This window comes from Paenarthrobacter sp. NPDC058040, from assembly GCF_042885775.1.
Taxonomy (GTDB): Bacteria; Actinomycetota; Actinomycetes; order Actinomycetales; family Micrococcaceae; genus Arthrobacter.
Map to the genome: position 1 here is coordinate 552,043 of NZ_JBHVRN010000001.1, position 19,675 is coordinate 571,717.

Sequence of the window (19,675 nt, forward strand, 5' to 3'; positions counted from 1 at the left end):
ATCATGCTGCCTTGTTTGTTGATTGCCACAGCCGGAGAAGTCATGAACCAGCCGAACACCGAACGTGCCGCGGACCTCCTGGGTCCGTTCATAGGACATTGGCGGGGGATCACGGAGATAGCCCCGTCGCCGTGGGGAGCCGCCAGGACTGCCGAGGCCGAGGTTGCGTTCACGGCGGTCGCGGGCGGACACGCAGTGGTGCAAAGCTACCGACACCGCGAACCGGACGGGGCACACCTTGAGGGCCACGGCATGTTCACGGTAGACCAGGCCCATGGCGGCACGCTTTGGTATTACGTGGACAGTCTGGGACGGCCACCGGCGGCACCTGTCCGCGGCCACTGGGCTTCCGGCGTCTTGACACTGGAGCGCAGGACGGACGACGGCGTGGCCCGCCACACTTTCCGGGTGGAGGACGGCGTCTTGGTGCACACTGCAGAACTGCGCCTGGAAGGCAAGGCTGGCTTCAGCCCGCTCTTGAAGAGCGTCTTCAGGAAGGACTAGGGCCTGCGCTCAGCCGCCGGCGAAAGGGGGCAGGACGTCAATGACGTCATCGGCGCCGAGGGATGCCGAATGGTCCCGGACAACCACTTCGTTGCGGAGGAAGCTGCTGCGTGCCACGATCCTCGCCAGCGTCGGCGTCCCTTCCGGCGGCATCGGTCGTTCGACGGCGAGTGCGGCTTCCAGCAGGGATTCCAGGCTGCTGCCTTCCGGAAGTGCGTGGATTTCTTCTTCGACTCCAGCGGCGGCGCGTGCGGCAGCGAAGTAACGGACTAGCAAGGGTTCAGCCTCCGATTGCGCTCATGCTGCGGTCCGGCTGCACGAAATCGGGTGCACCCAGTCCGGTGTGGTCCATGCCGTGGGCCTTGGGTTTGATCCACATGGCATCCTGCCAGCGTTCTGCAAGCTGCTGGTCCGTCGCTCCTTCGCGGAGGAGTCCAAGGAGGTCGAACTCTTCATGCGAGAACAGGCAACTCATGATCTTGCCTTCGGCAGTGATCCTGGTGCGGCGGCAGTCGGAGCAGAACGGCTCGGTGACGGAGGCGATGATACCGACGGTGCCCAGGACCGGTCCGGTGGCCTCACCGGAAGCCGTGTCCCGGCGTCGGACTTCAAAGCGTTCTGCCGGTGCGCCGTCGCGTTCGCGCTGGTCGGCGCTGAGCACGAAGCGTTCAGACATCAACCCGCGGATCTCTGCCGCGGTGATCATGTTGCGGCGCGTCCAGCCGTGGTCGGCGTCCAAGGGCATTTGTTCGATGAAACGCAGCTCGTAGCCGCGGTCCAAGGCCCAGGCGAGGAGGTCGGGGGATTCGGCGTCGTTGATTCCCCGCATCAGCACGGCGTTCAACTTGACGGGTCCCAAACCGGCAGCCCAAGCGGCATCCACTCCTGCCAAAACGCGATCCAGGAAGGGCCGCCGCGTGAGTTGGGTGAACGTTTCCTCATGCAGCGAATCGAGGGAGACATTGATCCGCGTCAGGCCGGCGGCCTTCAGTGCGGCCGCTTTCTTGTCCAGTCCCACGCCGTTGGTGGTCATGGAGATGGGGAGGTCCGGGTGTTCGCTGCGCAGGGCGGCGATGATGTCCACCAGGTCAGCCCGTACCAAGGGCTCGCCTCCGGTGAGGCGCAATTCCCGTACCCCCAGGGCGTCCACGCCCACCCCGACAATGCGGACAATTTCATCCTTGGTCATGACTGCTTGCTTGGAAAGCCACTCGAGCCCTTCGGCGGGCATGCAGTAGGTGCAGCGCAAATTGCATTTGTCCGTCAGGGAGAGCCGCATGTCCGTGGCCCGACGGCCGTAGCGGTCCCACAGCCCGGTGGGCGCGTCAGCAGGACGGGGCGGCGGAATGGCTGCACCCCCGGCAGCGCCGCCCGAGGGGAGCACCGGCATACCAAGCTGAACACTCATATATCAAGGCTACGGCAAGGTCACGTGATCTGTGACACCGAAAGCTTTCCATTCCGCTGTGCGGACTTCATGACCGGGAGAGAGAGTTCTTACGGAATCCGTACGCTTGGCCCACCAAGGTCCGGATGGCGTGCCCGGCATCCCGTCCGAATCTATGCTGAAGGCGTGACCATCCATGCGGCAACAGCGGCGACGGAACCCGGAAACCGCCGCATCCTCCTCGTCGAGGACGAACAGACCATCGCGGGCGTCGTCCGCGACTATCTCGTCAGTGCGGGCTTCCAGGTGGACCTCGCCGGTGACGGCTTCACGGCGCTCAAGCTGGCCGCGACCCGCCAGCCGGACCTTGTGATCCTGGACAGGATGCTGCCGGGACTGGACGGCGTGGAAGTGTGCAGGAGGTTGCGTTTGACCATGAGCGTGCCCGTCATCATGGTCACTGCCCTGGGAACCGAAGACGACCGGATCCTCGGCCTGGAGATGGGGGCCGACGATTACGTCACCAAGCCGTTCTCGCCGCGGGAACTGGTGCTTCGCGTCAAGTCGGTGCTCCGCCGCAGCATCAGGGAATTCAGTCCGGAGCCCACCGTGGAAGTGGCCGGGTTCGTGTTGGACCCCGCGTCCCGCACGGTGAGCCACTACGGCCAGGCATTGACCTTGACGGTCCGCGAGTTCGATTTGCTGGCGTTCCTGCTCAGGCGTCCCAACCAGGTGTTCAGCCGGGAGGAACTCATCAAGGCCGTGTGGGGCTGGGACTTCGGCGATCTCTCAACCGTGACGGTCCACGTCCGGCGGCTCCGCGAAAAAATCGAGGAGAATCCCACCAAGCCCGAGTTGCTCAAGACCGTATGGGGTGTTGGCTACCGGTTCGATACGGCAGGGGATGGGCATGCAGGGCAATGAGCTCGCCACCATCCTTGCGTGGGTTCTTCTGTGGGCTGTGGTTATTGGCACCGCCACGCTCTTCGGCCTCCGGGCTTTGCGTCGCGCGTCGGTCCTGGCACAGATCTGCCTGGTGGTTGTAGCCACTGTTGCCGTCCTGGTGGCCGGTATGGTGAGCGCCTTCAACGCCATGTTCATCTCAGCGAGGGACCTGGAAGTCATGTGGTACATCCTGGCCGTTGCTTCAGCTGTTGCCGTGACGCTGTCCCTCATGTTGGGGGCCGGAGTGTCCAGGAACGCCGCACGCCTGGTGGACGCGGCCCGCAGGATCGGCCGCGGCGAAACCCTCCACCATGCTCCGGACGGCCAGAGGGCCGCACCGCCCATGACCTCCGAACTCGCCGAGCTCGCCCAGGAACTGGAAGCCAGCAGCCGGAGCCTGGCCGAGTCCCGGGAGCGTGAGGCCGCCATTGAGACGGCCAGACGGGAACTCGTCTCCTGGATTTCGCACGACCTCCGTACGCCGCTGGCCAGCATGCGCGCCATGACCGAAGCCCTGGAGGACGGCATGGCTTCGGATGTCCCCGCCTATTACCGCAAGATCATCGGGCAGACCGAGCAGATGACGGCCATGGTCAACGACCTCCTTGAACTGTCCAAGATCCAGGCCGGTTCGCTCCAATTGCGTGCCGAACCGTTGGACCTCTATGACCTGGTCAGCGACGCCCTGTCAGATGTGGGTCCGTTGGCCGCCAAACGCGGCATCACGCTCGACGGCGGCGGCGACCGTGAGTGCATGGCCGTGGCCGATGGTCCAAGCGTCGCCAGGGCCCTGCGCAACGTTCTCCTCAACGCGATCATCTACAGCAAGCCGGACACGGACGTGCACGTCACCGTGGGCCGCGACGACGGTCACGCCGTGGTTGCCGTCCAGGACCAGTGCGGCGGCATTCCGGCAGAGGACCTGCCGCACTTGTTCGAGACAGGCTGGCAGAAGGACCCGGCGCGCGGAAGCCCCGCCGAACTGCAGGGAAGCTACAGCGGAGCCGGCATTGGCTTGAGCATGGTGGCCGGAATCGTCAAGGCCCACGGAGGAACCGTGAGTGTGGAAAATGTCGACGGCGGCTGCCGCTTCGCGCTGTCCCTGCCGGCCGGCGGCGGTACTGGAACGCACAACGTCCAAGGAGGAACATCATGAAACGGGCCGGAGCCTGGGCTGCGGGGGCCGGAGTGGTTGCCGGTGCCGCAGGGATTGCAGCCGGCGAGTTGACCGCGGGCTTCCTGAGCCCCTTGGTCTCACCGGTGACGGCACTGGGAGGTGCGGTGATCGATTCCGTTCCTCCGGGCGTCAAGGATGCGGTGATCCAGCTCTTCGGAACCGCGGACAAGATCGTCCTGGTTGCCTCGATTGTGCTCGTTGCTGCTGTCCTTGCCGCAGTGGCCGGAGTCCTGGAACGCCGCCGCAAGGGATTGGGGCTGGTGCTGGCCGGCCTGGCAGGGATCGCTGGGCTGACGGCAGTGCTGACGCGTGCCCAATCCACGCCGCAAGCGGGATTTGCTCCGATTATTGCCACCGTGGTGACCATGGCGCTGCTGCGGACGCTGGTGCGACGTCTGCTGGAGTGGGCGCCAGTGGAAGGTACGGGGATCCCAGGAGCTTTCCGTGAGCCGTCGCCGCTTGCCCGGCGCAGTTTCCTTAACGCCATGGCTGTCTCATCCATTGCCGCTCTCGTGGCTGGAACTGTCACCGCGGTACTCACCCGGGCAACGGCCGTCGCCTCCAGTTTCCGCGGTTCTTTGACCTTGCCGGCTCCGGTGGAACCTCCACAGCCCATTCCTTCAGGCGCGTCACTGGACGTGGAGGGCATCAGTCCGCTGGTGACGCCCAACGCGGACTTCTACAGGATCGACACGGCCCTGACCGTGCCGGCGATCGAACCCCCATCATGGAAGCTGAAGGTCACCGGAATGGTGGAGCGCGAGGTTGAGATCGACTTCGCGACCCTCTTGGCGAAACCCATGATGGCAAAGCACATCACCATCGCGTGCGTCTCCAACGACGTGGGCGGGGACTTGATCGGCAACGCGCTTTGGCTGGGCTGGCCGATCCGCGAATTGCTTGCCATGGCGGGTCCCAAACCTGGAGCCGACATGGTGCTCTCCACCAGCAACGACGGGTGGACGGCAAGCACGCCGCTCGAAGTCTTAACCGATGACCGGGACGCCTTGTTGGCCGTGGGCATGAACGGCGAGCCCCTGCCCCTGGAGCACGGCTTCCCTGTGCGCATGATCGTGCCCGGACTCTACGGTTTCGTCTCCGCTACCAAGTGGCTCACCGAACTCAAAGTAACGCGGTTCGCCGACGATACGGCCTACTGGTCAACGCGGGGATGGAGCGATCACGGACCCATCAAGACGCAATCACGCATCGATGTTCCCCGCAGCGGCCGGACGGCCAAGGCCGGGGCAGTCCAGTTCGGCGGCGTAGCATGGGCACAGCACCGCGGGATCAGCCGCGTGGAACTGCGCGTCAACAGGGGAGCCTGGCAACAGGCAACGCTGGCGGCCGGAATCTCCAACGACACGTGGTACCAGTGGCAGCTTGGCCTCCAGATGACGCCCGGAGACTACGAGATACAAGTCCGTGCCACCGACTCAACGGGTCAGCCCCAAAGCGAAAACCGCACTCCGGTGGCCCCTGACGGAGCCACCGGTTACCACACGATCAACCTCAAGGTGGCTTGAGGCCCTACTCTGGGTAGGTCCGGACCACTTCGGATGCAAACGTGACAACTGCGTAAACACAGGAGGACATCCGTGCCCAGATCTGTTGCCGCCCACCGTGCCGCCGTGGTGGAGCTGCTCACTGCGCAGCTGCTGGACGGGGCCCAGCCCGCAGGCAGTGCCGCCCTTCCGGACAATGGCAGCGAACACTTGCCGTTGCTGGAGGCATTGGGCCGGGCGCTCGCCGTCGACCTTTACGCCCCCCGCTCCCTGCCGCCGTTCGATAATTCCCAGATGGATGGCTACGCGGTCCGCACGGCTGATCTTCCCGAAGGCGGTGCTTTGTTGAAAGTGTCCGCTCCGGTCCCGGCAGGTGCGGCGCCGGAACCGTTGCAGCCCGGTTTTGCGGTACCGATCATGACTGGCGCCATGATTCCGGAGGGTGCCGACGCCGTCGTGCCCATTGAACGGGCCGTCCCGGACACGTTTCCTGCGGCACATGCCGCCGACGCAACGGTGAAGCTCCCTGCCACGACCGCAGGCACTTATGTTCGTAGCGTGGGCAGCGACATCACTGAGGGTGACCTCGCCCTCGTCGCAGGAACGCACCTTGGCCCCGCGCAGCTTGGTTTGCTCGCCGCGTTCGGCCTGACCTCGGTAGCGGTGCGCAAACCGGTCCGCGTACTCCTGGTCACAACGGGTGACGAAGTGGTTGAACCGGGGGAGGCCCTTACTGCGGGCAAGATCTTCGATTCCAACGGCACGCTGCTGGAAGCGTCCATGCGGCAGGCTGGCCTCGAGGTGGTCCGTACCGGGATCTCCGACGACCGGCCGGCATCCCTGCTTGCGGTCCTTCGGGCGCACGCCGCCCACGTTGACCTGATTGTCACCACGGGAGGCGTCAGCAAAGGGGCCTACGAGGTGGTCCGCCAGGCGCTGGCCGCCGAAGACGTCGACTTCGTACCGGTCGCCATGCAACCTGGCGGTCCGCAAGGCATTGGCCGCTTCCAGGGCGTTCCTTTCCTGGGATTCCCTGGCAACCCCGTCAGTTGCCTCGTCTCGTTCGAAATGTTCCTGCGTCCGGCCCTTTTCCAGGTGCTCGGAACTCCCTCGCCGCGGCCGGTCCAAAGGGCGCGCCTCGCGGCGGGGCTCACTTCGCCGGACGGCAAGCACCAAGTGCGGCGGGGGAGCCTCTCCGATGGCGTGCTCCGCCTGGAAGGTGGGGCAGGGTCCCACCTGGTCCATGCCTTGGCCCGTTCCAACGCGCTGGTGCAGATCCCCGCCAACGTCACGGAACTGCCTGAAGGCGCCGAAGTGGAAGTATGGGTACTGTGAACCATCTTTCAAATGAGCCGGACGCGCTGACGCATCTCCGGCAAGACGGGACGGCCCAGATGGTGGACGTCTCCGGCAAGGCAGTAACCACCCGCGAAGCAACGGCCACGGCGACGGTCCGCAGCACCCCGGATGTGCTTGCCCTGCTCGGCTCAGGCGACCTTCCCAAGGGCGACGCGCTGGCCGTTGCCCGCGTTGCCGGCATCATGGCCGCCAAGAAGACCCCGGAGCTGATCCCCTTGTGCCACCCCCTGCCGATCTCCAAGGTCACTGTTGACTTTGAGCTTGGCCTCGACTCGGTGACAGTGTTGGCCACGGTCAAGACACGTGGGGTCACCGGCGTCGAAATGGAAGCGCTCACTGCGGCATCGGTGGCCGCGCTCAGCGTCTACGACATGATCAAGGCCGTGGATAAGCACGCCGTGCTGACGGACATCCACGTCCTGGCCAAGAGTGGTGGCAAGAGCGGCGACTGGAGCATCGATGGCCGCGTAGCCGGGGACGGTCCCGCGGCAGGAGCCACCGAATGAGCGCCTGCGAGCCGAACGCCCACGGACCGCGGAAGGCCGGCGTCGTCATTGCTTCCACGCGGGCGGCTGCCGGAATCTACCGCGACGAGACCGGTCCGGTCATCCTGGACTGGCTGGCGGAGCACGGTTTCGAGACGTTCCCCACCATGGTGGTGCCGGACGGCGAACCGGTGGGCGCGGCCTTGCGGGCCCTCCTGACCCAGCAACCCGCCGTCGTGATCACCAGCGGCGGAACCGGACTCAGCCCGGACGATCGCACGCCGGAAATGACGTTGCCGCTCCTTGACCGGGAAATTCCGGGAATCATGGAAGGCATCCGCAGGGCCGGGACCGCCAAGACGCCCATGGCCATGCTGAGCCGGGGCCACGCGGGAGCGGCCGGACAGACGTTCATCATCAATCTGCCGGGATCGCCGAAGGGCGTCATGGATGGCCTGGCCGTCCTCGACCCGGTGATTGGACACCTTTGCGAACAATTGGAAGGAAGCCATGCCCACTGAAACAGATTTCGAAGTGGTCAGCGCCGTGCTCAGTGCCGAGCCAATCTCCGTTGACCAGGCGATTGCCGCCGTCGAGTCGGACACCTCCGGTGCCGTGGTCAGCTTCAGCGGCGTCGTGCGGAACCACGACGGTGGCAAACCCGTGGACCGCTTGAGCTACAGCGCCCACCCGACGGCCCACCGCACCATGACCGAGGTGGTGGCGCAATTGGTGGCCGAGCATTCCGGAGAGGCCTCGCAGCCGGTCCGCATTTGGGCCGCGCATCGGATCGGCACCTTGGAAGTGGGCGATCCCGCGCTGGTCTGCGCCGTGGCTGCCGCCCACCGCGGACAGGCTTTCGCGGTCTGCTCCGAACTCGTGGACCGGATCAAGGCGCAGGTTCCCATTTGGAAGGAACAGTTCTTCAGCGATGGCACCATTGAGTGGGTCGGGGCCGGGGAGTAACGGTTCCTTGGCCTGCCCGCCCCGACGGTAGGCTTAAGGGCATGACCGAACAACTTGCCGTAGCAGTGCTGGGCGCCCACGGGCGCATGGGAATCGAGGCCGTGAAGGCTGTCGAAGCCGCCGAAGATATGAAGCTGGTGGCTGCCCTCGGTCGCGGTGATTCCCTGGAGTCGCTGCTTGAGGCAGGTGCGCAGTACGTGGTCGACTTGACGGTTCCCGACACAACCGAGACCAACGTGCGCTTCGCCGTTGAACACGGCATCCACGCGGTGGTGGGAACCACTGGCTGGGATGCCCGGCGGCTCGAATCCCTGCGGTCGCTCTTGGAGCAGAAACCGGACACCGGCGTCCTGATTGCTCCGAACTTCGCGCTCGGTTCCGTGTTGGCCTCGGCTTTCGCGGCGAAGGCATCGCAATACTTCGAATCCGTCGAAATTATCGAACTGCACCACCCGAACAAGGTGGATGCTCCTTCCGGAACGGCCGTGCGGACGGCCCAGTTGATCGCCGCAGCTCGTCAGGAGGCCGGAGTCCCGGCCAGCCCGGACGCCACCGAGTCGGCGTTGGACGGTGCACGTGGCTGCGACGTGGAAGGCGTTCGGGTCCACAGCGTCCGCCTTCGCGGTCTGGTGGCGCACCAGGAGGTGCTTTTTGGTGGTCCGGGTGAGCAATTGACGCTTCGCCACGATTCGTTCGACCGGGCGTCGTTCATGCCCGGCGTCCTGCTCGGACTTCGGAAAGTCGCAGCACACCCCGGTCTCACTGTCGGGCTTGACGGCTACCTGGACCTGGGGCTCTAGCGGTGGGAAGTTTCTGGCAGGCCTTGAAGAAAAACCGCACCAAGATCTGGGTCGGGGCCATCACACTGCTGCTCGTGCTGTATTTGGTGGTTTCCCTCCAGCGCTCGCTCCTGCTGCTGGGCGACCCCAACCTGGTGGCCAAGGGCATCGGCGCCGCGTACCTGGTGTTGCCGGTCATCGGTGCCTGGGCGCTGATCCGGGAGCTGCTCTTTGGTGCCCGGACCGAGCAGATGGCCAAAGTCCTGGAGGCGGAGGGTGGCCTTCCCGTTGACAACCTGCCGCGCACTCCCGGCGGGCGGATTATCCGAGCCGCTGCCGACGCCGAATTCGAAAAGTACCGGGCTGAAGCTGAGGCCGCTCCCGGCGACTGGCGGTCCTGGTTCCGGCTCAGCTGCGCGTACGACGCCTCGGGGGACCGGAAGCGTGCCCGCGCGTCGATGCGCGACGCCGTGAAGCTGTTCCGCTCTCAGCCCACCGCAGCGGGCCGGTAACTGCCCAGGCGGGATGCCTGATGGGCAAGCCACTCCAGGGGTCCACGGCGCCGGAGCAAGGCGAAACCGACGCCTATGGCCACGGCTGCCAGGGCCTGGGCCCAGTACATTCCTTCGTCCGTCCAGTCTGCAGGCAAGGGCTGGTCGGTGAAGCCGGAAACCACCCAGACGTGGACTGAATAAAGGGTCAGGGTCATGGCTCCGGGACCGCTGAGCACCACCAGGAAATTGACCTTGATGTGTTCGGCCACCTTGCCGAGCAGGAGGAACAGGCCCGTCGCGGCACCGGCCGCCCCGCTGGTGTGGAGCAGGTCCAACGTAGTGCCGGCGTGTGGCGAGGCTGTGGCAAGCCACCACCAGGATCCGGTTTGCTGGAGGCCTGTGAGGTTCACCTGGAGCATGCTCTCCAAGGGGTAGCCGCGGGTTTGCGGGAGTGCTTCCAACGCGGCCCGTCCACCCCACGACTCCATGGCCGCCGTTCCCACGAGTTTTGCCGCGACTGCCACGGCCGTTCCGGCGCCCAGCAGCAGCCACTGGGTGCGGGCGGCCTTGAGGGCGAGGCGGCCGATCACCAGCCCTATGAGCAGGTAGGCGATCCACTGGAAAACGGGGTAGTAGCCCGTGAAGAACAGATCGGCGAGGAGTCTGCCGGGCGTTTGCAGGTCCTCGGTGCCGGGATTGTGCCCCAGTTGCAGGGGCGGAATGGCCTCGAGGAGCCAGGGGCGGACGAGGTAGGCCAGGACCGGGGCTGCCAGGACCCAGCCGATCGCCCAGGCGCACAGCGCCTTGAGCCGCAGCCCGAGAAACGGCAGGATGCACAGGAACAAGACGGCGTAGTGCACCAGGATGATGGCGATGTTGACCTCAAGGCCGCCAAGCATGAGTCCGACGGCGGCGATCACCAGCGCGCGCATCGCAACGCCGCCCCGCGCGGCCCACAAGTCAGCCCCCTGCCGTGGTTCCTGCCTGCCCGTGGAAAGCGCCAGGCCAACGCCGGCGAGGACGGCGAACAACGCCGAGGAACGTCCTGAAAACGTCAGGCCAACCCACGTGGGTGCCCAATCCGGGGCAGGGCCGAAAGTCGGAACCAGGTGGGTTGCCATCATGCCCAGGAGTGCCGCGCCCCTGGCCGCGTCGATGCCGGTGAGGCGCGTTGCGAGCGTGCTTCCGCGGGGAGATTCCCGGGGTGGCGCAGTCTCTCGCGAAGTCATGAAGCGATCGTCTCATGGGCCGCTGTGAAGGGGCTGTGCCGTGGGCGGGAGCCTATCGCCACTCCCAGGGGCAGGCGCAGGCTCTTGTCTTTCGAATATATGTTCGAATACCATGGCTGCATGAACGACGCTCCAAAACCCGCTGATGGCCTCGCTGGCCCCATGAAGGCCATGAGCCCCGGCGTGGTGGATTTCCTCTTCAGGCAACTCGTCGCAGGGGAGCCTCCCGAGGATGTCCAATGGCGTCGCGAGGGAGTGCTCTTGGGGGAGCAGGCTCCCGGGGCGGAGTTGGCCCGGCGCCTGGCTGAAACGGACCTCGAAGCGCTGACCCCGCTCGAACTCTTCGAGTACGTAAGGGCTTCGCAGCGCCTCGTCGCGTGGGCCGGGCAGCTCAAGGAAAGGGCCGTGGCGCACTACTGCGCCGAGGAACCGGCGCGGCCTTCCGTCCGCCCGGCCCGGAACTAATGACGACCATCACGCGGACCGCATTCCCGTAACCGGCGCGGGACAGGGTAACGTTTTTCATATGTCTGACTCCAGCGCCCACATTCCTGCTCTTGGTACCCTGCTGACCGCCATGGTCACCCCGTTCACCGAGGATGGCAAGGTCGATTACGACCAAGCTGCAGCGCTGGCAGAAAAGCTTGTGGCGGACGGCTGCGATGGCCTGGTGGTCACTGGCACCACGGGCGAGACGTCCACCCTTACTGACGACGAAAACATCGGGATGTTCCGGGCCGTCAAGGAAGCCGTCGGCGGCAAGGCTGCCATCATCGCCGGCACCGGCACCAACGACACCGCCCATTCCGTCCACCTTTCCCAGCGCGCCGCTGAGGTGGGCGTTGACGGCCTCCTGATCGTGACCCCCTACTACAACAAGCCGAGCCAGTCCGGTGTGCGGGCGCACTTCGAGACCATCGCGTCGTCCACGGACCTTCCGGTGATGCTCTACGACATCCCCGGCCGCTCTTCCATCCAGATCGCGCCCGAGACCATGATCGCCCTGGCCAAGCACCGGAACATCGTGGCCGTCAAGGACGCCAAGGCCGACTTCGCCGCAGCCACCCGCGTCATGGCCGAGACGGACCTCGTCTTCTACTCCGGTGACGATGGACTGACCCTCCAGTGGATGGCCATGGGTGCCGCCGGACTGGTGGGTGTAACCACGCACGTGGCAACCCGCCGCTTCCGTGAGCTCGTTGACGCCGTCAACGCGAACGACCTCGCTACGGCAAGGGCCATCAACTTTGAATTGGAACCCGTGGTGCGCGCAACCATGACCCGGGTCCAGGGCGCAGTAGCCGCCAAGCAGATTCTCAAGTGGCAGGGAGTCCTGCCCAACTCGGTTGTCCGTTTGCCTCTCGTGGAGCCGGACCAGGCCGAGATCGACACCATCCGCGGGGACTTGGCGGAAGCCGGAATGGACTTCAACGTCTAGGCCGGTTCCGCCGGAAAGTAGCTGAATATGACCCAAACCGCCCTTCCCGGACTGGTTACTCCGCCGAAACTGCCGCAAGGCACGCTGCGGATTGTTCCGCTCGGTGGGCTGGGGGAGATTGGCCGCAACATGGCGGTCTTCGAGATCAACGGCAAATTGCTGGTTGTTGACTGTGGCGTGCTCTTTCCGGAAGAGACGCAGCCGGGCGTGGATCTCATCCTGCCTGATTTCTCGTATATCGAGGACAGGCTGGACGACATCGTGGGCGTGGTGCTGACGCACGGCCACGAGGACCACATCGGAGCAGTTCCCTACCTGTTGCGCCTTAAGGCTGACATCCCGCTGATCGGTTCCCAACTCACTCTTGCCCTGGTGGAAGCCAAGCTGCAGGAACACCGGATCAAGCCGTACACGCTGACCGTGACCGAAGGCCAGGTTGAGCAGTTCGGCCCGTTCGAATGCGAGTTCGTCGCCGTCAACCACTCGATCCCCGACGCCTTGGCCGTGTTCCTCCGCACAGAAGGCGGAACGGTCCTGCACACCGGCGACTTCAAGATGGACCAGTTGCCGCTGGATGGCCGGATCACCGACCTCCGGCATTTCGCCCGGCTCGGCGAGGAGGGCGTGGACCTGTTCATGGCCGATTCCACGAACGCCGATGTTCCTGGATTCACCACTGCGGAGAAAGAGATCGGTCCCACCCTGGACAACCTCTTTGCCCAGGCGAAGAAGCGCATCATCGTGGCTTCCTTCTCTTCGCACGTGCACCGGGTCCAGCAGGTCCTGGATGCCGCGGCCAAGCACGGCCGCAACGTGGCTTTCGTGGGGCGTTCCATGGTCCGGAACATGGCGATTGCCGCCAAGCTCGGGTATTTGGAAGTCCCGCCGGGCATCCTGGTGGACATCAAGAACATTGACGACCTCCCGGACAACCGGGTGGTCCTCATGTCCACCGGTTCCCAGGGTGAACCGATGGCCGCGCTGTCCCGCATGGCCAACGGAGACCACCGGGTGGTGGTAGGCCAGGGCGATACCGTGATCCTTGCCTCGAGCCTGATTCCCGGTAACGAGAACGCGGTCTTCCGGATCATCAACGGACTGCTGAAGCTCGGCGCGGCCGTGATCCACAAGGGAACCGCAAAGGTCCACGTGTCAGGCCACGCTGCCGCCGGCGAGCTGCTCTACTGCTACAACATCCTTGAGCCGCTCAACGCCATGCCCGTGCACGGTGAAACCCGGCACTTGATCGCCAACGGCAAGATCGCCGAGGAGTCCGGTGTTCCCAGCGATGGCATCATCCTCAGCGACAATGGAACGGTCATTGACCTCAAGGACCACAAGGCGGACATCGTAGGCCAGGTGGAAGTCGGCTTCGTCTACGTGGACGGGTCCAGCGTCGGGGAGATCACCGATGCCGACCTGAAGGACCGCCGGATCCTGGGTGACGAAGGATTCATCTCCGTCATCACCGTGATCAACCGCACCACGGGCAAGATCGTCTCCGGGCCGGAGATCCACGCGCGAGGCGTCGCAGAGGACGATTCTGTCTTCGATGAGATCATTCCCAAGATCAACGCGGCGCTGGAAGAGGCCGTGCTGAGCCACGCTGACCACACCAACCACCAACTGCAACAGGTAGTGCGGCGGGTCATCGGCACGTGGGTCAACCGCAAGCTGCGACGCCGTCCCATGATCATCCCGGTGGTCCTGGAGGCCTGACATCCGGCAACATGCATCCCGAAGAGGGCCTGAAATCCGCGGATTTCAGGCCCTCTTCGGGTAGCGTGGCAGATATGGCGACCCGTACCTCCTCCACGCCACGAGGCAGCTCCAGCAGTAAATCCGGCACCGGCCGAGGCGGAGCTGCAAGCAAAAGCACCGCGTCCCGCAGCGGCCGTGGCAGTTCCACGCGGACCAAGCAGGCCGCCGTCGAACCCCATGCGCCGCTACCGGTCCGGATGCTTTCCGGTGCTTGGCAAGGCATCGGCCATGTAGTAGGGGCCGGCGTGCGCCGCATCGGGTCCGACGTCAGTGATCTTGATCCCGAGGACCGCCGGGATGGCGCTGCGCTCTTCAACCTCGTCCTGGGCGTTGCCATTGCCACCTTCGCCTGGTGGGGTTGGACCGGCTGGCTTCCCGATGTGGTTTACAGCGTGGTCAACGGCACCTTCGGGTGGATGTCGTTGCTGCTTCCCTTCATGCTGTTTGTCTGCGCCTTCCGGCTTTTCCGGAAGCCGCAGGACGGCCGGGGCAACAACCGCGTAGGCATCGGCTTCATGGTCATGACCTTTGCCGGTTCGGCACTCGCCCACGTGATAGGCGGCCAACCCACGGTGGCGGACGGCTTTGACGGCCTGCGCCGGGCAGGGGGCATGCTGGGTTTCCTCGCTGCGGCCCCGCTTGCGGCGATCCACGTGGCAGTTCCCGTGCTCATCTACAGCCTGCTTGCCTTCATCTCCCTGCTGATCGTCACGGCCACCCCGTTCGGCGCCATCCCCTCCCGGATCCGTACCGGCTATGAGCACCTCATGGGCGTGGACCTCGAAGAGGCCCGGGCCGGCCAGGACGCCCATGACCGCAGCTACCTCTACGGCGACGATGCTGCGGCCAAGCCGAAAAAGAAGCGCACGCGGCTTTTCGGCAAGGACGATGAATCGGACGCCAAGCTGGAAGGCTACGTCGGAGACGAGGCCTTCGAGCACGCCATCGTTGACGACGACGAGAATCCAGCACCGTCCGCACCGCGCGTCCCGCCGGGGGTGCGTCGCCCTACGCAGGCGGAGATCGCCGTCGGGAAGATCAAGGCGGCCCAGGGGCTCGGCGCGGCACCGGGCCTGGACAATCCCACCGAAGCCATCCCGGTCCTGACGCCGGAAATGACCACGCCCGTGGCTCAGGTACCGGCCAAGCCCGCCGGTGCGCCGCTGCCGCAGGCCCCGATCCCGCAGCGCACGGAACAACTGTCCTTGGCCGGCGACGTCACGTATACGCTGCCCGCCTCGGACTTCCTGACGCCGGGTTCCATCCCGAAGGAGCGTACGGAAGCGAACGACGCCGTCGTCGCTGCCTTGACCGACACGCTGACGCAGTTCAACGTCGACGCGCAAGTGACCGGCTTCAGCCGCGGTCCCACCGTCACGAGGTACGAGATCGAACTGTCCCCGGGCACCAAGGTGGAGCGCGTCACGGCGCTGTCCAAGAACATTTCCTACGCCGTCGCATCCAGCGATGTCCGGATCCTGAGCCCCATCCCGGGCAAGTCCGCGATCGGCATCGAGATCCCCAACACTGACCGCGAGACGGTGTCACTGGGCGATGTCCTGAGGAGCCAGAACGCCCGCCGCACCGACCACCCCATGGTCATGGGCGTCGGCAAGGATGTGGAGGGCGGCTACGTGGTGGCCAACCTCGCCAAGATGCCCCACCTGTTGGTGGCCGGTGCCACCGGTGCCGGTAAGTCCAGCTTCGTTAACTCCATGATCACCTCCATCCTGATGCGGGCCACGCCGGATGAGGTCCGGATGGTCATGGTGGACCCCAAGCGCGTTGAACTGACGGCCTATGAGGGCGTGCCGCACCTCATCACGCCCATCATCACCAATCCCAAGAAAGCCGCCGAAGCGCTCCAATGGGTGGTCCGGGAGATGGATGCCCGCTACGACGACCTCGCCAATTACGGCTACAAGCACATTGATGATTTCAATAAGGCCGTCCGTGCAGGCAAAGTCACGCCGCCGGTGGATTCCAAGCGGGTCATCAAGCCCTACCCCTACCTGCTGGTGATCGTGGATGAACTCGCGGACCTCATGATGGTGGCTCCGAGGGATGTGGAGGACTCGATCGTCCGTATCACCCAGCTGGCCCGTGCCGCCGGTATCCACCTGGTCCTGGCCACCCAGCGACCGTCAGTGGACGTCGTGACGGGCCTCATCAAGGCCAACGTGCCCTCGCGCATGGCTTTTGCCACCTCCTCCGTTACGGACTCGCGTGTTGTGCTTGACCAGCCGGGTGCCGAAAAGCTGATTGGCCAAGGCGACGCCCTGTTCCTTCCCATGGGTGCGTCCAAGGCCATGCGCGTCCAGGGCGCCTGGGTCTCCGAATCGGAAATCCATAATGTGGTGGAGCACGTCAAGGGCCAACTCCAGGCCGTCTACCGGGACGACGTCGCCGCCGAGGCGCCCAAGAAGCAGATCGACGACGACATTGGAGACGACCTCGAGGTGCTGCTCCAGGCCACCGAACTCGTGGTCACGACGCAGTTCGGCTCCACGTCCATGCTCCAGCGCAAGCTGCGCGTCGGTTTCGCCAAGGCGGGCCGCCTGATGGACCTTCTGGAGTCCCGTGGCGTCGTCGGTCCGTCCGAGGGTTCCAAGGCCCGCGATGTCCTGGTCAAGCCGGACGACCTCGCCGCCGTGCTTGCGGCCATGAAGGGCCAGGAAGCACCGGCCGCGCCGGACGCCCAAACGGCTGCGCTGAGCGATAACGCGAACTCGAACATCGCCGTCGGCGGCTATGCCGAAGACCTCGTGGCCGCGGACCTGGACAACCGTACCCAGGCCATCGATTATTACGACGGCGCCGACGGCCCGGATGATGATGAAGGCGGCGAGGACGCCTGGTCGCTGACGGGACGCTGACCGCCAGACGGTAGCCTAGAGGAGTGACTACAGCCGAGGGCGACAACGCCACGTCGAGCGGTTCCGCGCTTTGGAACCTGCCAAATATCCTGACGATGCTTCGCATCGTGCTGGTTCCCTTCTTCGTCTGGTTCCTGCTTGCCGATGACGGCCGGCACGGCCCGTGGCGCTGGGCGGCGGTGGCGGCGTTCGCCGTCGCGATCTATACGGACAAGCTCGACGGCGACATCGCGCGTGCACGTGGCCTCATCACCAATTTCGGCAAGATCGCCGATCCCATTGCCGACAAGCTGCTCATCGGCTCCGCCTTGGTCCTGCTGTCCGCCTTGGGGGAGTTGCCATGGTGGGTAACCATCCTCATCCTGGTGCGCGAGTGGGGCATTACTGCCCTGCGGTTCTTCGTAATCCGCTACGGCGTCATGCCGGCCTCCCGCGGCGGAAAGTTGAAGACGGTGGTCCAAACAGTGGCGATCTTCCTCTACTCCCTGCCGCTCAAGGCGATTGCTCCCTGGCTGGTGGATGTCGCCTTCTGGGTCATGATGGTTGCCTTGGCGATTACCCTGTGGACCGGCGTCGAATATGTCATCCAAGCGCTCAGGCTCCGCGCTGCGGGACGCCGCGCATGAGCACTCCACGCACAGCGGGAACCGCGGCTGAAACCGCGACGGCGGCAGTTGCCGAAGCGATCGAAAAACACCTGACGGTGGCCACCGCCGAGTCCTTGACTGCGGGGATGGTGGCAGCCACCTTGGCGAATACGCCTGGCGCCTCCGGGATGCTGCAGGGTGGCGTCGTCGCCTACCAGAACGCCGTCAAGGCCGGGGTCCTGGGTGTCCGGCAATCACTGCTGGACGCTGTGGGGTCGGTGGACGGGGATGTTGCCGCCGAGATGGCCGAGGGAGCCCGCCGGGCCTGCAGCGCCGATATCGGAATCTCCACCACGGGAGTCGCCGGCCCGGACGCGCACGACGGCAAGGCTGTGGGAACGGTCTTCATCGGAGTGGCCACGAAAGAGGGCAGCCGTTCGTTTGAATACGCGTTTTTGGGGGACAGGCAAGACATAAGGGAACAGGCGTGTACGGGTGCCTTGGCACGGCTCCTTGCCGCTGTGCGTGAGCTTGGTTACCGTTCGTAAAGTAGTCGGGAACAAAAACTGATTGCCAATAGTTGTGTCATTGTGTCGCTTCGGAATGGCCGGGGCGCCTAGGATGTAGAAACCAACCCGGTCCGCCAGCCAGCGGACCGGAAGAACGAGGGAGCAAGGCGATACAGATGGTAAAGCAGCCCGTATCCGTGAACGGCGTTGTCCGCTGGAAGGATGTGGGCTTGGCTGATCAGGCACAGAGCGAACAGAAGGAGCGCAAAATGGTTGTACTACGCCACGAGATCGGTGATGTACTGCGCGATGTCCGCCAGCGTCAAGGCCGCACCCTTCGTGAGGTCTCGCACAGCGCCCGTGTTTCGCTGGGTTACCTGAGCGAGGTTGAACGCGGCCAGAAGGAGGCTTCTTCCGAGCTCCTGTCCTCGATCTGCACCGCATTGGACGTACCGTTGTCCAGCATGCTCCGCGAAGTCAGCGACCGCGTTGCAGTTGCAGAGGGCGTCGCTGTTCCGGACACCGTTCCGCAGGAGTTCTCCCAGCGCTACGGCCGCGATCTCGATCTCACCGACGATTTCGGCCAGGGCATGCTGTCCGGAGCCCGGTAACCAAGCCGCAAGATTCACTGAAAAGGTCCCCAGCCGCGCGGCCGGGGACCTTTTCGCGTTGTGTGGTTCAGCTATTCGGCGGTTTCGCCGGTGTCGGTGTCCTTGAGGGGAACGTCCCGCAAGAGCGGGTCGCTGTAGACGGCATTGAGGCGGCCCATGTAGTCAGCCAGGGCCTTGACGTCCTCGAGCGGCCATTCGCCGAGCCTTTCACGGAAGACCTGCCGGCGTGCGTCCTGCACCTGGTGCATTTTTTCCTCGCCCTTGTCCGTCAACCGGATGGATTGTGCCCTGCCGTCCTGCGGATCGGCCTCCTTGTAGACCAGGCCAATGCCTTCCAGGAAAGCGATTTGCCGGCTCACGGACGGCTTGCCCACCCCAATGCAGGTAGCAAGGTCCGTCAGCCGGATGGGGCCCTCGCGACGAATGATCGTCAGCAGCCCATAGGCGGCAGGCTCCATGTCAGGGTGGACCTGGCGTGACAACTGGTGCGAAATTGACCGGGCGCGGCGCCAGAGCAGGCTCAGCTGGTGTTCCACCTGCTGAAGGGCGTCGTCCACGTCATCATTTTCAACCGCCGGCGCGGGTGCGCTGGGAAGAGGATTGCTCATGGCAACCATTCTAAGGTCCGTCCGGCATGAGAGACTCTATCCGTGAGGGCAAGTGACTTCTGGCGATTGATGGACGACGAATTCGGGGCGGGCTATTCCCGTGTCCTGGCCGGCTCGCTGGTTCTGGCCGGAGTAGGAGGGCGGACCGCGGTGGATGCCCTCGCCGCAGGATTCACGCCCCGCGACATCTGGATCGCTGTCTGCGATGTCCAGGACGTTCCGCCTGAGCGGCGCCTGGGGCGGGACATCAAACCCCTCAACTAAGCCCCGTCGGGTGTACTGCGGAGTGACACGCCGTTGCGTTGTTCGAATATCTGTTCGGATGGGGATATGCTCCTGTGAGAGGAAAATTGATCCTGAACGACGCATTCCACAGCGTTCGGCAGCCGTTTATCCACATAGGGGCAGCCGACTACGAAAAATGTCAGAGCACCGTAATAGCGTCAGGCATGACA

At 64.8% G+C, this 19,675-nt stretch carries 22 protein-coding genes; 18 read left to right on the forward strand and 4 right to left on the reverse strand.

Annotated features, from left to right (window positions below; all coding sequences use genetic code 11):
- Positions 1-42 precede the first annotated feature (42 nt).
- Positions 43-504 carry a DUF1579 domain-containing protein gene (locus ACFVSJ_RS02430; protein WP_387433939.1) on the forward strand — a complete coding sequence of 154 codons (462 nt, stop codon included), beginning with the start codon at positions 43-45 and terminating at the stop codon, positions 502-504.
- Between the two features lie 9 nt (positions 505-513).
- Here the strand turns inward: ACFVSJ_RS02430 and ACFVSJ_RS02435 are convergent, their stop codons facing one another.
- Together ACFVSJ_RS02435 and moaA are read right to left on the reverse strand one after the other, a co-directional pair.
- On the reverse strand, positions 514-780 hold the full coding sequence (locus tag ACFVSJ_RS02435) for a MoaD/ThiS family protein (protein WP_387433940.1): 267 nt from the start codon (positions 778-780) through the stop codon (positions 514-516).
- Positions 781-784: 4 nt separating this feature from the next.
- On the reverse strand, positions 785-1,912 hold the full coding sequence (gene moaA / locus ACFVSJ_RS02440) for a GTP 3',8-cyclase MoaA (protein ID WP_387433942.1): 1,128 nt from the start codon (positions 1,910-1,912) through the stop codon (positions 785-787).
- 69 nt (positions 1,913-1,981) lie between these two features.
- Between moaA and ACFVSJ_RS02445 the strand changes: the two genes are divergently transcribed.
- The 9 genes from ACFVSJ_RS02445 (at position 1,982) to ACFVSJ_RS02485 (ending at position 9,619) form a co-directional block, all read left to right on the forward strand.
- Positions 1,982-2,815 carry a response regulator transcription factor gene (locus ACFVSJ_RS02445; protein ID WP_387433945.1) on the forward strand — a complete coding sequence of 278 codons (834 nt, stop codon included), beginning with the start codon at positions 1,982-1,984 and terminating at the stop codon, positions 2,813-2,815.
- Positions 2,802-3,992: a sensor histidine kinase gene (locus ACFVSJ_RS02450; RefSeq protein ID WP_387433947.1), complete on the forward strand. Its 1,191-nt coding sequence runs from the start codon at positions 2,802-2,804 to the stop codon at positions 3,990-3,992. Before ACFVSJ_RS02445 ends, ACFVSJ_RS02450 begins: the two co-directional genes overlap by 14 nt.
- A complete protein-coding gene (locus ACFVSJ_RS02455) occupies positions 3,989-5,539 on the forward strand; it encodes a molybdopterin-dependent oxidoreductase (RefSeq protein WP_387433949.1) in 1,551 nt (516 codons plus the stop codon). Before ACFVSJ_RS02450 ends, ACFVSJ_RS02455 begins: the two co-directional genes overlap by 4 nt.
- Before the next feature lie 72 nt (positions 5,540-5,611).
- Positions 5,612-6,853, forward strand: a complete 1,242-nt coding sequence (glp, locus tag ACFVSJ_RS02460; protein ID WP_387433951.1) for a gephyrin-like molybdotransferase Glp — start codon at positions 5,612-5,614, stop codon at positions 6,851-6,853.
- Positions 6,841-7,383 carry a cyclic pyranopterin monophosphate synthase MoaC gene (gene moaC / locus ACFVSJ_RS02465; RefSeq protein WP_387433954.1) on the forward strand — a complete coding sequence of 181 codons (543 nt, stop codon included), beginning with the start codon at positions 6,841-6,843 and terminating at the stop codon, positions 7,381-7,383. The genes glp and moaC overlap by 13 nt, the downstream gene beginning before the upstream one ends.
- Positions 7,380-7,883: a MogA/MoaB family molybdenum cofactor biosynthesis protein gene (locus ACFVSJ_RS02470; RefSeq protein ID WP_387433957.1), complete on the forward strand. Its 504-nt coding sequence runs from the start codon at positions 7,380-7,382 to the stop codon at positions 7,881-7,883. The genes moaC and ACFVSJ_RS02470 overlap by 4 nt, the downstream gene beginning before the upstream one ends.
- Positions 7,873-8,328, forward strand: coding sequence for a molybdenum cofactor biosynthesis protein MoaE (locus ACFVSJ_RS02475; protein WP_387433959.1), 456 nt, complete (start codon positions 7,873-7,875; stop codon positions 8,326-8,328). Before ACFVSJ_RS02470 ends, ACFVSJ_RS02475 begins: the two co-directional genes overlap by 11 nt.
- A 41-nt stretch (positions 8,329-8,369) precedes the next feature.
- Positions 8,370-9,128, forward strand: coding sequence for a 4-hydroxy-tetrahydrodipicolinate reductase (dapB, locus tag ACFVSJ_RS02480; protein WP_387433962.1), 759 nt, complete (start codon positions 8,370-8,372; stop codon positions 9,126-9,128).
- 2 nt (positions 9,129-9,130) lie between these two features.
- Entirely contained in the window at positions 9,131-9,619 is a 489-nt protein-coding gene (locus ACFVSJ_RS02485) for a hypothetical protein (protein WP_387433964.1), read from the forward strand.
- On the opposite strand, the gene ACFVSJ_RS02490 is transcribed toward ACFVSJ_RS02485, so the two are convergent.
- Positions 9,595-10,830, reverse strand: a complete 1,236-nt coding sequence (locus tag ACFVSJ_RS02490; RefSeq protein WP_387433965.1) for a heparan-alpha-glucosaminide N-acetyltransferase domain-containing protein — start codon at positions 10,828-10,830, stop codon at positions 9,595-9,597. The two genes, ACFVSJ_RS02485 and ACFVSJ_RS02490, sit on opposite strands and share 25 nt — an antisense overlap.
- Positions 10,831-10,950: 120 nt before the next feature.
- On the opposite strand from ACFVSJ_RS02490, the gene ACFVSJ_RS02495 reads away from it, so the two are divergent.
- The 7 genes from ACFVSJ_RS02495 (at position 10,951) to ACFVSJ_RS02525 (ending at position 18,612) form a co-directional block, all read left to right on the forward strand.
- Positions 10,951-11,295, forward strand: a complete 345-nt coding sequence (locus tag ACFVSJ_RS02495) for a hypothetical protein (protein ID WP_387433967.1) — start codon at positions 10,951-10,953, stop codon at positions 11,293-11,295.
- 61 nt (positions 11,296-11,356) lie between these two features.
- On the forward strand, positions 11,357-12,268 hold the full coding sequence (gene dapA / locus ACFVSJ_RS02500; protein ID WP_387433970.1) for a 4-hydroxy-tetrahydrodipicolinate synthase: 912 nt from the start codon (positions 11,357-11,359) through the stop codon (positions 12,266-12,268).
- A gap of 27 nt (positions 12,269-12,295) precedes the next feature.
- Positions 12,296-13,987 carry a ribonuclease J gene (locus ACFVSJ_RS02505; RefSeq protein ID WP_387433973.1) on the forward strand — a complete coding sequence of 564 codons (1,692 nt, stop codon included), beginning with the start codon at positions 12,296-12,298 and terminating at the stop codon, positions 13,985-13,987.
- 74 nt (positions 13,988-14,061) lie between these two features.
- On the forward strand, positions 14,062-16,905 hold the full coding sequence (locus ACFVSJ_RS02510; RefSeq protein ID WP_387433976.1) for a DNA translocase FtsK: 2,844 nt from the start codon (positions 14,062-14,064) through the stop codon (positions 16,903-16,905).
- A 23-nt stretch (positions 16,906-16,928) separates the two neighbouring features.
- Positions 16,929-17,531 (forward strand): CDP-diacylglycerol--glycerol-3-phosphate 3-phosphatidyltransferase, encoded by a 603-nt coding sequence (pgsA, locus tag ACFVSJ_RS02515; RefSeq protein WP_387433978.1) that lies wholly within the window; start codon positions 16,929-16,931, stop codon positions 17,529-17,531.
- Positions 17,528-18,040, forward strand: a complete 513-nt coding sequence (locus tag ACFVSJ_RS02520; RefSeq protein ID WP_387433981.1) for a CinA family protein — start codon at positions 17,528-17,530, stop codon at positions 18,038-18,040. The genes pgsA and ACFVSJ_RS02520 overlap by 4 nt, the downstream gene beginning before the upstream one ends.
- Positions 18,041-18,177: 137 nt before the next feature.
- Positions 18,178-18,612, forward strand: coding sequence for a helix-turn-helix domain-containing protein (locus tag ACFVSJ_RS02525; RefSeq protein WP_021472656.1), 435 nt, complete (start codon positions 18,178-18,180; stop codon positions 18,610-18,612).
- Between the two features lie 71 nt (positions 18,613-18,683).
- On the opposite strand, the gene ACFVSJ_RS02530 is transcribed toward ACFVSJ_RS02525, so the two are convergent.
- The gene (locus ACFVSJ_RS02530; protein ID WP_387433984.1) at positions 18,684-19,220 is read right to left on the reverse strand and encodes a MarR family winged helix-turn-helix transcriptional regulator; all 537 of its coding nucleotides are present in this window, start codon (positions 19,218-19,220) and stop codon (positions 18,684-18,686) included.
- A gap of 69 nt (positions 19,221-19,289) precedes the next feature.
- On the opposite strand from ACFVSJ_RS02530, the gene ACFVSJ_RS02535 reads away from it, so the two are divergent.
- Positions 19,290-19,484 carry a DUF3046 domain-containing protein gene (locus ACFVSJ_RS02535; protein WP_387434173.1) on the forward strand — a complete coding sequence of 65 codons (195 nt, stop codon included), beginning with the start codon at positions 19,290-19,292 and terminating at the stop codon, positions 19,482-19,484.
- The last annotated feature ends 191 nt before the right edge of the window (positions 19,485-19,675 follow it).

Excerpts from the sequence above, each read along its gene's own strand:
- ACFVSJ_RS02430 (WP_387433939.1), top strand. The coding sequence starts at position 43 with ATGAACCAGCCGAACACCGAACGTGCCGCGGACCTCCTGGGTCCGTTC.
- moaA (WP_387433942.1), bottom strand. The coding sequence starts at position 1,912 with ATGAGTGTTCAGCTTGGTATGCCGGTGCTCCCCTCGGGCGGCGCTGCC.
- ACFVSJ_RS02445 (WP_387433945.1), top strand. The coding sequence starts at position 1,982 with ATGACCGGGAGAGAGAGTTCTTACGGAATCCGTACGCTTGGCCCACCA.
- ACFVSJ_RS02450 (WP_387433947.1), top strand. The coding sequence starts at position 2,802 with ATGCAGGGCAATGAGCTCGCCACCATCCTTGCGTGGGTTCTTCTGTGG.
- ACFVSJ_RS02455 (WP_387433949.1), top strand. The coding sequence starts at position 3,989 with ATGAAACGGGCCGGAGCCTGGGCTGCGGGGGCCGGAGTGGTTGCCGGT.
- moaC (WP_387433954.1), top strand. The coding sequence starts at position 6,841 with ATGGGTACTGTGAACCATCTTTCAAATGAGCCGGACGCGCTGACGCAT.
- ACFVSJ_RS02470 (WP_387433957.1), top strand. The coding sequence starts at position 7,380 with ATGAGCGCCTGCGAGCCGAACGCCCACGGACCGCGGAAGGCCGGCGTC.
- ACFVSJ_RS02475 (WP_387433959.1), top strand. The coding sequence starts at position 7,873 with ATGCCCACTGAAACAGATTTCGAAGTGGTCAGCGCCGTGCTCAGTGCC.
- dapB (WP_387433962.1), top strand. The coding sequence starts at position 8,370 with ATGACCGAACAACTTGCCGTAGCAGTGCTGGGCGCCCACGGGCGCATG.
- ACFVSJ_RS02490 (WP_387433965.1), bottom strand. The coding sequence starts at position 10,830 with ATGACTTCGCGAGAGACTGCGCCACCCCGGGAATCTCCCCGCGGAAGC.
- ACFVSJ_RS02495 (WP_387433967.1), top strand. The coding sequence starts at position 10,951 with ATGAACGACGCTCCAAAACCCGCTGATGGCCTCGCTGGCCCCATGAAG.
- dapA (WP_387433970.1), top strand. The coding sequence starts at position 11,357 with ATGTCTGACTCCAGCGCCCACATTCCTGCTCTTGGTACCCTGCTGACC.
- ACFVSJ_RS02505 (WP_387433973.1), top strand. The coding sequence starts at position 12,296 with ATGACCCAAACCGCCCTTCCCGGACTGGTTACTCCGCCGAAACTGCCG.
- ACFVSJ_RS02510 (WP_387433976.1), top strand. The coding sequence starts at position 14,062 with ATGGCGACCCGTACCTCCTCCACGCCACGAGGCAGCTCCAGCAGTAAA.
- ACFVSJ_RS02520 (WP_387433981.1), top strand. The coding sequence starts at position 17,528 with ATGAGCACTCCACGCACAGCGGGAACCGCGGCTGAAACCGCGACGGCG.
- ACFVSJ_RS02525 (WP_021472656.1), top strand. The coding sequence starts at position 18,178 with ATGGTAAAGCAGCCCGTATCCGTGAACGGCGTTGTCCGCTGGAAGGAT.
- ACFVSJ_RS02530 (WP_387433984.1), bottom strand. The coding sequence starts at position 19,220 with ATGAGCAATCCTCTTCCCAGCGCACCCGCGCCGGCGGTTGAAAATGAT.
- ACFVSJ_RS02535 (WP_387434173.1), top strand. The coding sequence starts at position 19,290 with ATGGACGACGAATTCGGGGCGGGCTATTCCCGTGTCCTGGCCGGCTCG.